Raw genomic sequence first — 12,660 nt, 5'->3', positions numbered from 1 at the left:
TTCTACGTAAACACGTTATTCTATGTAGTTAGGGATTTGTTTCACCATTGAGGTATTTTGTGCTAACGCTGCTGACGAGTTATCGCCGTGTGCTATATAACAGCCATATTCTATATTATATCCGAATACTAATAGCTCTGACAGGCACCACCTTGGTTCCATGGCTATTAGGGCTAGAGCCAAAAGTGACCATCCCTTTAACGTTAGGGGTCGTTGCTGCTGCACTCACAGATCTAGATGATAGACTAACAGGTAGAATAAAGAATTTAATTATCACGCTATTTTGTTTTTTTATCGCCTCAGTTTCTATTGAATTGCTCTTTCCTTATCCTCTGTTTTTCTTTTTGGGATTAGCAGTTTCCACCTGTGGATTTATTCTGCTCGGTGCTCTTGGCCAACGATATGCAACTATCGCGTTTGGTGCATTGCTGATCGCTATCTACACCATGTTGGGCGTACCCATATTTGAGACTTGGTATCAACAGCCTATCTTATTGCTGACAGGCGCAATTTGGTTCAACATTTTAACGCTCATTGGTCATATCCTATTTCCAGTTCGTCCACTGCAGGATGCGATAGCACAATGTTACCAACAGTTATCCGCTTATCTTGATGCAAAAGCTAACTTATTTGACCCTGATCTAGAAGATGACTACCAGCAATCTATCTATGATTTAGCGCTCGTGAATAGCACCCTTATCAGCACAATGAATCAAGCTAAAATATCACTATTAAGTCGTTTGAAAGGTGACAGAGGGCAAAAAGGAACCCGTACTACATTACAATATTATTTTGTTGCCCAAGATATTCATGAACGAGCTAGCTCATCCCATATACAGTATCAACAATTAAGTCGCCGCTTACGTCACTGCGATATTCTATTTCGATTTCAACGCTTAATGACGATGCAAGCTAGAGCATGCCAGCAAATCGCACAGTCCGTTTTATGGCGCAAACAGTATCAACACAATCCACGTTTTGAACGCACTTTTGCTTATATTGAAAATTCATTACAACTATTACAAAAGCAATCACCTGAATTACATGAAATTAAGGCTCTGCGGAATCTACTCAATAATTTGAAAGGAATTGACGTCCAGCTAAAAGGACTGAGTTTAGGGCAAATTGAATGGCAGCAAAACAGTAAGCAAATCGAGCAACTTTCAGATGAGTCACTGTCTGGTTTCAAGGATATAGTCACACGAATTAAACATCACTTGACGCCAAAATCATCGCTATTTCGACATGCGGTCAGGATGTCAGTATTGCTATGCACAGGCTACGCCATCATTCAGTTATTTAATATTGAAAAAGGATATTGGATATTACTGACTAGCTTGTTTGTTTGTCAGCCAAACTATAGTGCGACTAAACGGCGACTTGCTATGCGGATTGTTGGTACTCTATTAGGTATTCTAATTGGATTACCACTTCTGAATATTGTTCCTTCCATCGAAGGTCAGTTAACCTTAATCGTGGTCAGCGGTTTGTTATTTTTTATGTTTCGTAGCAGCCAATATGCGCAAGCAACCCTATTCATTACCTTGCTGGTTTTATTTTGCTTCAATTTGCTGGGTGAAGGATTTGACGTCGCTCTTCCAAGAGTCATTGATACTCTTATTGGCTGTTTTATTGCATTACTTGCCGTGAGCTTTATCTGGCCCGATTGGAAATTTCGCCAATTACCCCAAGTTGTACAAAAAACCATGGACAGTAACTGCCGCTATCTAGATGCCATTTTACAACAATATTACCAAGGAAAAGACAATAGCTTGGAATACCGTGTTGCCAGACGTGATGCTCATAATAACGATGCTGAATTTGCGTCTATTGTGTCTAATATGGCTTCAGATCCTAAGTCATACCAAATCACACAAGAACAAGCATTCCGTTTATTATGCTTAAACCATACCCTATTGAGCTATATCTCTGCACTCGGCGCCCATCGGGAAAAAATGCACAATGAAGATAATTTAGCGTTATTGAATGATGCGATTTGCTATATTGAATCCTCAATCCAAGTGACCTCTCTAGACCCTGCGATTGTGGATGAAAAATCAGAACATTTGAGACAAAGCCTGCTAAATAGGATTGACCATATTTCCAGTGACGATGATGAAAAAACTATACTTATCATGGAACAAACCAAACTACTGGTTGAGCTAATCCCTGAAATAAAATCCATGATTCAACAAATTAGTTTGTCATAAAATAAACTGATGAGCGGGTATTAAAATCCTAATAAGACGATATACCCGCTCCTTTTGTACCTACTAAGCACTAACTCACGTTATTAAACCATTTGATCAACTCTTGCTTTGCTCGAACAGGTAAAACTTCGCTGTGACATCCCTCTATTGCAGCCGCTAATCCTATTAATAACTTAACACTTAGAGTTTGTTTTCCATGTTGTTTAAGCTTTAAAAAACAGGCTTTTGCCCCTATCATGACGAGCTCTTCAGCACGAAATATTCCTATTTTACCTAATGCACGCTCCATCGACATATTCATATTGGGAAGATCTTTGATACGTACCGTTGCTGATGCTTTCTTTTGCGCTTCTTCATGTGCTGAACGATAAGCCAATTCAATAATATGACTCAATATTTCCACATTTGACCAAGCATTCTCAGGTAATTGATAATAACGTAACTCTAATGGAACCCCTTTTTTGCTGTATATCAGACGGTTTAAGCCTACTGACTCAAAATAACTTCGAGCAAACAAACATCCCCGCACATAAAATTGCCCATCTAATACCAGTCCTACTAAAATATTGTTGATACATAAGCAGTATCCACCAAAATGATTTCTCTTTTTTAACTCACCAAATTGCTTCAGCGTTTCTTGTAAAAGAGAATTTTTTTCCTTCTGTAATGACATATTTCTCAGTTCCTTCTGTTACCAAAATCACCATCTTCCTTGAAAAAATAAACGATAAAACTCTTTGCTTTTACAAACAATTACGACCTCTTAATTTTGAGAGTTTCAGTCATAAATGCCAAGCATAACTCAGATAAAAACCCCAAAGTTGCGAAGCGCTTTGTAAAAATAGCCTTGATATTGGATAAATATACAGTTACTGTATGTTCATACAGCATTGTAACGAGGTGAATTATGAGTATCTATTCTTGGAACAACACTACAGAACATTCTCTTAATAGTTATACGCAAGCGATCCCATCTACGGGTAATGTAAGCGACTCAATGCAACAAGGTATGGTTAGTGAATTGGTGTATGATGAACAGCACCCAATTATGGACTGTATACTGCTGCCAATGCTACGTCAGCTTGGTATTCAATCACGCTGGTTACTGTGGTTAAGCCCTAATAAGAAATTAAGTAAGAATTGGTTAGAACAAGCAGGTCTTCCGGTTAATAAAATCATGCAACTTAATCAAATACACTCAATTAACTCTGTTGATGCCATGGAAAAAGCTTTGAGAAGTGGTAATTACAGCGTCGTATTAGGATGGTTGCCAAAAATAAATGAACAAGATTTTATTCTTTTGCAAGCCGCTGCCAAAGAAGGTCATTCTATCGGATTCATCATGCGCCCAGAAAAAAATTATAATATGGCTACGACGGAGCTAAGACCACAAAATCATTTAAAGATTCATTCTAGAAGCTATCATTAATTCAGAATAAGATTTATCTTACCAAACTTTACCTTTTGTAATATTTAAGTAAAAACAACACTAAAAAGCATTGTAGATCAATTGGATAGAATACATTAGGATTATAGCCAAAATATATATATCTCTATGATTTTTACACTAAAAAAAGACTTTTTTTAACCTTTCTTGCTGGCTCTACTTGTATCTTTTGGAGTTCGTTGTAGACTTTAGCCTGTTAAGCTTATGGCATTATTTTTTTACTTTTCGTAAATTTTTGTGGATAATGCCAGCTGAACCTAGCAATTAAATTAAACCAATGGCAAATAATAAGGCTCACGAGGCCAAGCCAATATTGGATGATAACGAGGCGTAAAAATGAAAAAGACAGCTATCGCGGTAGCAGTAGCGGTTGCAGCGTTTGCAACTGTTGCGCAAGCAGCTCCAAAAGATAACACTTGGTATACTGGTGGTAAATTAGGTTGGTCTCATTATGAGCACGCTAAATTTACTGATGAAGCTGGTGATACTGTTGGTACCGGCAAAAAAACTCGTGACCAATTAGGTGCGGGTCTGTACGCAGGTTACCAATACAACCAGTACATGGGCTTCGAAATGGGCTATGACTGGTTTGGTAAAATGAAGTATAAAGGCGAAAACCCAGGAAGCGTGTCTTCAATGGGTGTGTCTTTAACTACTAAACTGAGCTATCCAATCATGGAAGACTTAGACGTTTATACACGTCTGGGTGGTATGGTTTACCGTACAGAAGCTAAAGTTAACAATTCAGGTAAAGAAACTGACACTGGCGTTTCTCCAGTTTACGCACTGGGTGTTGAGTATGCTATTACTCCAGAATTAGCAACTCGTTTAGACTACCAGTGGGTTAGCGGTATGGGCGACAAAGACAACATCGGTGTTAGCCCAGACAACGGCATGCTGAGCGTTGGTCTTGCTTACCGTTTCGGTCAAGAAGCAACTCCAGTTGTAGCTCCAGCAGTTGTTGCTGAGCCAGCAGCGCCAGTTGTTGAAAATAAACGTTTCACTCTGCGTTCAGACGTTCTGTTTAACTTCAACAAAGCATCTCTGAAACCAGAAGGTCAGCAAGCGCTGAACGAACTGTACAACGAACTGAGCAACATCGATCCAACTCAAGGTCGCGTGTTAGTAGTTGGTTTCACAGACCGTATCGGTTCACAAAACTACAACCTGCCACTGTCACAAAAACGTGCTCAGTCAGTAGTAGATTACTTAGTTGCTAAAGGCGTTCCAGCAAGCGCAATCGCTGCTGAAGGTCGTGGTAAAGAAGATCCAGTAACTGGTAACAAATGTGACGCAGTTAAAGGTCGTGCAGCTCTGATCGAATGTTTAGCACCAGACCGTCGCGTTGAAATCGAAATTCAAGGTACAACTGAAGTTGTAGCTCAACCAGGCGCTTAATTTATAGCCCTAGTTTGAATTTTGAACTGAATATAAAAAACCCCAATTTATTGGGGTTTTTTTTTGATTGAAATTTTTAATTCCAACCTATCTATCGCTCTTTTTATTATTATTTTACTACATGGCTCCTAACATACACATTACTTCTCTTTGGTTTCCCCTAAGATCGCCTGTAGATCGTTCTTCAATAAACTCATTTGGCTTTCATATTTATCTTTATGCTCAGCATCTTCAATTAACTGAATAATCGTCTCTGAAAGCGTTTTATTACGCTTTGAGGCAAGATTTGACAGCCGCTGCCATACCGAATAATTTAAATCGATAGATTTTTTCCGCGTATGTGGATGCTCCGCATTAAAATGACGTTTACGTCTCGCCCTGATACTTTGTTTCATGCGGTTATCAAGCTGAGGATCCATATGATCTGTAATCCACTTCAATACAGACACTGGGCTATTTTCCATTTTCAACAACAGCTCAATAGCTTCTTGCTCCGCACTTCTCTCTATATAGCGGGTGATTGTTTCTCCACCCCTGGATTTTTTTACCAGATATTCCCATTTCCAGCCACATTCAAGATTTTCAAGCTGCTGATATTTCATAATTTTTCCTGAAGAAAATCACACTTACCATTATATTAGCAATATTATAAGAAAAATGCTCAATGTGGATGACATTAAACCTAGCGCCAAAAAGCCAACATAAAGAAAATAACAGTAATTGAAAAAAGTAGTGTACAATTCGGATCCATACGTTAACAAATTACTAAAATCGCATGTCCACTTTTGAACACATACTCCTCATCTATGGGATTGGAGGCGTATGTTCTATGTTATTCACCCTGCTGGTAACCAAAGATCCTAATTTTTATATGAGACTCCTGAGTGCCATACTTATTGGCTTAACATGGCCTATGAGCTTACCAGTCGTACTTATGTTTTCTTTATTCTAGTCGATATTTCAACAATTATTGCTGCAAGATTGGCTCCTAAAGGCTAATATAACAATCTTGACTTTAAGGTATCTTAAGGTCACTAATTTGCCTGAAACCGTATATAAAACAGACAAAATCGAAATAAACTCAGGTATACGCGCCCAGCTAATTGGCAGGCATTATTGATAACCATACTAATAGCAGATAATTATAGTGATCAGTCAAGAACTAACATGGCAAGGCCTAACGCCTAACTTATCGTCTTTCCAGACAAAATTTGTCTCTTCAGCGACTTTAACACCTTCAACGCTGTCTGATATCCAGCCAAGATTATTTGATGGAATGCAGCGTTTCGTTCACGAATATGCACAAACACGTTTTATGTTCATCAAGTCTGATGAAAGCGAAGAATACTTAAAATTTTTCGCGGACTCGATCACGCCATTATTAACTGAAACTAAAACGATACACGGAGATTATCAACTCTCTGAGGACAAGCAGTCATATCAATGGAAAAATGATATTCACAGCCGCTTCTCTACCCGAGACAAAATAGCCTATCGTGAATGGATAGAACCAGAGCAGCTGTTTGGCTATATCACTCCGACGATGAATTTAGTTCCTGGTTTACTACATCAAATTAATGGGGGCGTACTAGTCATCTCCGCGAGCGCTTTCGTAACTCAACCATTAATGTGGACTCGCTTAAAAAACATGGTGATGCGCCGTCAGCTAGAGTGGCTACCATACAGTGAGAATCAAACCCTACCGATTGATGTTGAGCCTCATCCACTGGAACTGAAAGTTATTATTGTCGGAGATCGGCTGACTCTTGAAGAGTTTGAGCTGGCTGCACCTGAATTATTTGAAAGTGCCATTTATGGTGAATATGAGCCATTAATGTTCTTTGAAGATGAAGATCAATTAAGTCTATGGATGAACTTCGTCAAATTAATTATCAACAAAAATAAATTACCTGAGATTGCTGCAGATGGCTGGCCTTCATTAGTCATACAAGCGGCTCGTAGCTGTGAAGACAAATATAATCTTCCTCTTGATATTCACTGGTTAACACGACGTTTAACAGATGCATCCCATTATTCCCCTGAAGGCTTATTGACCCGCGATTCATTTGCTCAAGCAGAAGAAAACCGATTATGGCGTCATAGCTTCCTTGTAGAACGGAATCAGGATGACATTCTGCAAGAACAAGTACTCGTTAAAACAGAAGGTGAAATGGTTGGGCAAATTAATGGCTTATCCGTTTTACAATATCCAGGATATCCTGATGCTATTGGTGAACCTTCGCGGATCACTTGTGTGGTTCATCTCGGGGATGGAGAATTTACCGATGTAGAGCGTAAAGCTGAATTGGGTGGAAATATCCACGCGAAAGGCATGATGATCATGCAAGCTTACCTCAACTATGAATTAAAATTGGAGCAACCACAGCCATTCTCCGCATCTATTGTTTTTGAACAGTCATACGGTGAAGTTGATGGCGATAGCGCCTCATTGGCTGAGCTATGCGCATTAATTAGTGCATTATCATTACAACCCATCGACCAACAAATTGCCGTAACAGGCTCCGTTGACCAATTTGGTTATGTTCAGCCAATTGGGGGAGTAAATGAAAAAATCGAAGGATTTTATGATATTTGTGACAAACGTGAATTAACGGGTAATCAAGGCGTCATTATTCCAATGTCTAATGTTCGCCACTTATGCCTAAAAGAAGACGTTATTGATGCAGTGAAAGAAGGCAAATTTCATATTTGGCCTGTGGAACATGTTGCTCAAGCAGTCACTCTTCTCACTAAACAGCCCTATTTTGAGCAGCAAGTTGAAGGTGATAATGTACACCTGTTAGCTTTAATTCAAGAACGCATAAATCAAGCCAACTCGCCTGATAAAGCAAGATTACCTTGGTTTTTAAAATGGCTTGGCTAAGTAAATATTGAGTAAATTTTAGCAGATCGGAGTTGTTCAGCGTACAAGTGTAAGCTATCCTGTTGGCTTACACATAGATAAAGGCTATCTGAAGATCATGGTTGATAAACGCGAATCCTATACAAAAGAAGATTTAGAGGCTTCTGGAAGAGGCGAATTATTTGGGGAAAATGGTCCTCCGCTACCATCAGGTAATATGTTGATGATGGATCGTGTCATCAAAATGACCGAGGATGGTGGTACATTCAACAAAGGCTATGTAGAAGCAGAACTGGATATCAATCCAGACCTTTGGTTCTTTGGCTGTCATTTTACGAATGACCCTGTCATGCCGGGCTGCTTAGGTCTTGATGCAATGTGGCAACTAGTTGGTTTTTACCTTGGCTGGTTAGGCGGAGAAGGTAAAGGTCGCGCTCTCGGCGTTGGTGAAGTTAAATTCATCGGTCAAGTATTACCTACTGCGAAGAAAGTCACTTACCGTATCAATTTTAAACGTGTGATTAACCGTAAATTGATTATGGGATTAGCTGATGGTGAGGTTCTTGTTGACGGTAAACTGATTTATACCGCAAATGACCTGAAAGTCGGTCTATTTAAGGATACGAGCGCGTTTTAATTATCCGCTTATCCCTAAAATGCAAACCTCCGCAAATGCGGAGGTTTATAATTGGATCGATTGTTCTAAATTAACTCCCCGAAACGGTTCAAGTTTTTAATCTAAAAAATCATAATGACTGGTAAGCTAAACGGCAACTGCCGCTCTATCCTCCATCGCTTTTCGCCAGCCACCGAGCCAATGCGAGCGCGCATCAATTGCCTGATATGGGCATAGCTCTTTAGAACGTCCCGTTAAACCTGCTTGATAACCTCGAGATAAAGCTCTTTCTAAACGGTCTCGCTTCTGTCTTTTCATGCCTTACTTCCCTCATCATTAAAATGGAAAAGAAAACAGTATCTATTTTCAGAATAGATACACTATACAAATAACGTTCGTTGATGAGAAAAGCAAGTAAAGAATTTTATATTAGTGTCATAAATACTGTAAATGTGATGTGTGCAGAGTGATATTTATAACCGGCTGATATTTCAATAAATACTATCTTAATCATTATTTATCATTCAGTTATACTAAATTAAATATTTTATTTTTAACCATTAAAATAAAAATGCACTACGTTTTTAGCGCAGTGCATTTTATTCAAATCGAGTAATCAATAAGAATTATTTCTTACTAATCTCTTTAGCAATATCACTGGCGACTTGTTGCCAACCACTCGCTAAAGTGCGAACTAATTCTGGATATCCATCTTCCGATTGGTCTAATTGGATATCAAAATTACGACGTACAATACTGTCACCTTGGATTAAGGTCCAAAATCCTTGAACTAACACCTTACCATCATAGCGACCATTAAATGCCGTTAACGTAATATCTAACGTCTCAGGCGAATTTTGTAAGGGTTGCAATGAAATTAATCGGTCAGGTAATGCAGCCGATAATTCACGAACCATTGACTGGCCTAGCTGCTGCTCTAAAGGACTCGCCCATAAATGTGCACTCGCATTGGTATAAGCAACATCCGATGTTTGATATGTAATCCCATTAGAGGTCAATACATCAGATAAAGTCACTCGTTGTAACCAAACCTGACCTTTGCCCATCACCACCGCTTGTTGTGCCTCAGGCGCTTTCATCGGTAGTTGGTAATACATTTTTTCTGGGGTGCTACTGCATGCAGCCAACAGTAAAACAGCGATTGATAATAAATATCTCATTACTTTTTCACTCCTTTAGGCACAACGTCCTTGGTTGGCTCGGCTTCGAAAACTAATGCATTGCTCTTGTTATTTAACGTACGTAATAATGGCTGAACTTCACGTAAAACTTGATCTAAACGTTGCATGTCATCGACCATTTTATTGTAGGCAGGTGAACCCGGTTGGAAACCTTGCATCGTTTTATTCATTTCCTGCAACGATCTTTGCATATCTCTCGGTAAACTTTGGAATTCTTTGCTATTCATCAGTTTATTCAACTGAGTAAACATCTGATTCGCTTCTTGAACCAGTTTTTGACCTTCCGCTAATGTTTGTGTCGTTTGCTTCAGCATTGGCTCAATTGGCATATTGTTGATCTTATCAAGAACCGCAATAACCTTCTGTTGGATTTGCGCTAAGCCACCGCTGTGGGTTGGGATGATTTTATAACCGGCAATCACATATGGTCCTTTATATTCAGGAACATCAGGAATAAAGTCTAGGTCAATATAGAGTGCCCCAGTTAATAAATTGCCTGATTTTAATGACGCTCTCAGCCCATTTTTCATTGCCAGATTCAATTCATTTTTTAGATTGAAATCTTTGCCAACATCTTGAGCAAAACGTTCCGGCTCAATATGAATTAGCACTGGAATTCGGAAATTATTATCCAGTGTTTGATCTAGACCCGGCGTATAGAAAGGCACTTGAGCTACGGTACCTAGGCGAATGCCTCGGAATTCAACGGGTGCCCCCGGCTGCAGTCCACGAACAGAGTCTGAGAAAAACAGGACAAAATCTTGGTATGTCGTGTACAGAGAATCTTGAATACTTGTTTGATTGTCAAATAGCTGGAATTCAGCATTCTCTTTAACAGCGTCACCTGGAATCCAACCTTGTGGAACATCAAAGCTCACGCCGCCAGTCAATAATGTCGCTACAGAACCCATGGAAACATGAACCCCTTGGGATGACATATCGAATGCAATACCGCTATCTTTCCAGAAGCGCACATTGCTACTAATCAATTTGTCATAAGGAGCATTAATAAATAATTGGTAGCGCATATCACGCTTATCCATGTCGAAACTACTGGTTTCAACCGAGCCGACACGATATCCGCGAAATAAAACGGGGTCTCCGGCATTAAGCTGCCCGGCCTTATCACTCGACAAAATGATCCGTTTGCCTTTTGCATCTGGTGAAGCTAACGGAGGTGTATCCAATAGCGTAAATTCGAAATGTTCTTTTGAGGCAAGTCCCGGCTGCAATTCTATATATGCACCGGAGAGCAAGGTTCCAAGACCTGAAACGCCATCACGGCCAATGGTCGGTTTCACAATCCAGAACGCGGAATCTGTACGCAGTAAGTCTTCCATTCCACTGTTTAGTCTTGCCTTAATGATAACGCGACTAAAATTAGAATCTAAGGTAACGCTTTCCACGACCCCGATATCAACACTGCGACTTTTAATTTTTGTTTTACCCGCTTCAACCCCCTCAGCACTGTAAGTGATCAACGTCACTTCAGGACCTTGATGGCTAAAATGGTAAAACAGGATCCAAGCACCAATTAATAAAGTTACAATCGGGATCACCCATACTGGTGACCAACTTTTTAACTTACTCACTTTGGCATTGCCCTGTGGTGTTTCTTGATCTGTCACCCTGTAGCTCCTTCTTGTTCAACAGTCTTAACTGCACTTCTCTTCTCACAACGATCCCATGTTAAGCGAGGATCAAAGGTCATTGCCGAAAACATCGTTAAAATCACGACCACACCGAAGAATATCACTCCCGGTGCAGGGACGATGTTCATAAGTTGCCCCATTTGAACCAATGCAGTCAAAATGGTAATCACAAACACATCAATCATTGACCAGCGGCCGACATATTCCACTAGCTCATAAATAAAATGCATTCGATGAGGATCGCGATTTCCAAAGCCTTTTGAATCAAGGCACAACCACGCAATCCCAATCATTTTTAATGTTGGAACCATAATACTGGCAATAAAGATAATCATCGCAACAGGAAATGAGCCATCTTCCCAAAGCAACAATACGCCATCCATGATAGTAGAGTGGATATCACTCCCCAGCGTATTAGTCGTCATCACTGGCAATACGTTAGCCGGAATATAAAGCAGGATCGAGGTGAATAGCAGCGCTAGCGTCCACTGTATACTTTGGTTTTTACGTACACCACCATGGGAATGGCAACGAGGACACTGAGATTGGTCGGCGGGCAGAATTGCTGTGCATACTAGACATAGCCTTGCATCTTGACTGATCCCAGTCTGCCCGACTTTCAGCGGCTTATGCAGCTTCGGTGCAGCTTCAATGCGATTCCATAACCAGTGACGATCCAAACATTGGAAAGCACGAACTTGCATCATGCAAAATGCACAATACGGTAAAAAGCTCGCCCCAATACCAATATCACCATAGGCGATTAATTTGACAAAACTGACTAATACACCCGCCAAAAAAATCTCGGCCATACACCAAGACTTCATTTGAAATAGAATGCGGGTAATCACTACTTTTACCATTTTGGGCAAGTGAACTTGTAACCCTAAAAGGATAATAGTCACCATGCAAAATGCAGGAATAATTAAGGAAAAAAGGAGAAAAAACAGTGCTAAACCGCTATATCGAGTGCCTAATATAATTTCGACGATTTGAATCATCGAAATTTCATTTTCAATCCCCGCAGCCCCCATTTTTACAAATGGGAAAAAACACGCAACCACCAGCATAATTAATGCACTAAATGCATATGCTGCGGGCTGTTTATAGGGATACCGCCACTTAGATATTAGCGTCGTTTCACAGCGCGGACACGTGGCTTTATTGCCCTGTTCCAATTCAGGAACGGCAACCATCATGTCACACTGAGGACAGAGCACATGTTCATGGGACGCATGGGAACACAAGGTGTTTTTTCTCCTTTATATTTTT

General features: G+C 40.0%; 12 protein-coding genes. 6 read left to right on the top strand and 6 right to left on the bottom strand.

Going from position 1 to position 12,660, the window contains the following annotated elements:
* Positions 1-59 precede the first annotated feature (59 nt).
* Entirely contained in the window at positions 60-2,210 is a 2,151-nt protein-coding gene (gene yccS / locus EL244_RS06175; protein WP_126459513.1) for a YccS family putative transporter, read from the top strand.
* Positions 2,211-2,280: 70 nt separating this feature from the next.
* Here yccS and EL244_RS06170 read toward each other — a convergent pair whose 3' ends face one another.
* A complete protein-coding gene (locus EL244_RS06170; RefSeq protein ID WP_006813544.1) occupies positions 2,281-2,883 on the bottom strand; it encodes a TfoX/Sxy family DNA transformation protein in 603 nt (200 codons plus the stop codon).
* 234 nt (positions 2,884-3,117) lie between these two features.
* Here EL244_RS06170 and sulA point away from each other — a divergent pair, with 234 nt between their 5' ends.
* Together sulA and ompA are read left to right on the top strand one after the other, a co-directional pair.
* A complete protein-coding gene (sulA, locus tag EL244_RS06165) occupies positions 3,118-3,639 on the top strand; it encodes an SOS-induced cell division inhibitor SulA (RefSeq protein WP_126459511.1) in 522 nt (173 codons plus the stop codon).
* 354 nt (positions 3,640-3,993) lie between these two features.
* Positions 3,994-5,055 carry a porin OmpA gene (gene ompA / locus EL244_RS06160; RefSeq protein ID WP_112836485.1) on the top strand — a complete coding sequence of 354 codons (1,062 nt, stop codon included), beginning with the start codon at positions 3,994-3,996 and terminating at the stop codon, positions 5,053-5,055.
* Between the two features lie 140 nt (positions 5,056-5,195).
* Here the strand turns inward: ompA and matP are convergent, their stop codons facing one another.
* Positions 5,196-5,657 (bottom strand): macrodomain Ter protein MatP, encoded by a 462-nt coding sequence (gene matP, locus EL244_RS06155; protein WP_112836483.1) that lies wholly within the window; start codon positions 5,655-5,657, stop codon positions 5,196-5,198.
* 173 nt (positions 5,658-5,830) lie between these two features.
* Between matP and EL244_RS06150 the strand changes: the two genes are divergently transcribed.
* The 3 genes from EL244_RS06150 to fabA all read left to right on the top strand — a co-directional run bounded on the left by EL244_RS06150 (position 5,831) and on the right by fabA (position 8,555).
* Positions 5,831-6,007, top strand: a complete 177-nt coding sequence (locus EL244_RS06150; RefSeq protein ID WP_071599532.1) for a GhoT/OrtT family toxin — start codon at positions 5,831-5,833, stop codon at positions 6,005-6,007.
* A 195-nt stretch (positions 6,008-6,202) separates the two neighbouring features.
* A complete protein-coding gene (locus EL244_RS06145; protein ID WP_126459508.1) occupies positions 6,203-7,939 on the top strand; it encodes an AAA family ATPase in 1,737 nt (578 codons plus the stop codon).
* A gap of 97 nt (positions 7,940-8,036) precedes the next feature.
* Positions 8,037-8,555, top strand: a complete 519-nt coding sequence (fabA, locus tag EL244_RS06140) for a bifunctional 3-hydroxydecanoyl-ACP dehydratase/trans-2-decenoyl-ACP isomerase (RefSeq protein ID WP_006813549.1) — start codon at positions 8,037-8,039, stop codon at positions 8,553-8,555.
* A gap of 126 nt (positions 8,556-8,681) precedes the next feature.
* Here the strand turns inward: fabA and rmf are convergent, their stop codons facing one another.
* The 4 genes from rmf to pqiA all read right to left on the bottom strand — a co-directional run bounded on the left by rmf (position 8,682) and on the right by pqiA (position 12,635).
* Positions 8,682-8,852: a ribosome modulation factor gene (gene rmf, locus EL244_RS06135; RefSeq protein WP_006813550.1), complete on the bottom strand. Its 171-nt coding sequence runs from the start codon at positions 8,850-8,852 to the stop codon at positions 8,682-8,684.
* 308 nt (positions 8,853-9,160) lie between these two features.
* On the bottom strand, positions 9,161-9,715 hold the full coding sequence (pqiC, locus tag EL244_RS06130; protein WP_006813551.1) for a membrane integrity-associated transporter subunit PqiC: 555 nt from the start codon (positions 9,713-9,715) through the stop codon (positions 9,161-9,163).
* Positions 9,715-11,364: an intermembrane transport protein PqiB gene (pqiB, locus tag EL244_RS06125; protein WP_126459505.1), complete on the bottom strand. Its 1,650-nt coding sequence runs from the start codon at positions 11,362-11,364 to the stop codon at positions 9,715-9,717. Before pqiB ends, pqiC begins: the two co-directional genes overlap by 1 nt.
* A complete protein-coding gene (gene pqiA, locus EL244_RS06120; protein WP_071599533.1) occupies positions 11,361-12,635 on the bottom strand; it encodes a membrane integrity-associated transporter subunit PqiA in 1,275 nt (424 codons plus the stop codon). The genes pqiB and pqiA overlap by 4 nt, the downstream gene beginning before the upstream one ends.
* Positions 12,636-12,660 lie beyond the last annotated feature (25 nt).

It is taken from the genome of Providencia rustigianii, from assembly GCF_900637755.1.
Taxonomy (GTDB): Bacteria; Pseudomonadota; Gammaproteobacteria; order Enterobacterales; family Enterobacteriaceae; genus Providencia; species Providencia rustigianii.
The sequence above is the reverse complement of the archived record's forward strand: the minus strand, read 5'-3'. Positions and strand labels throughout refer to the sequence as shown.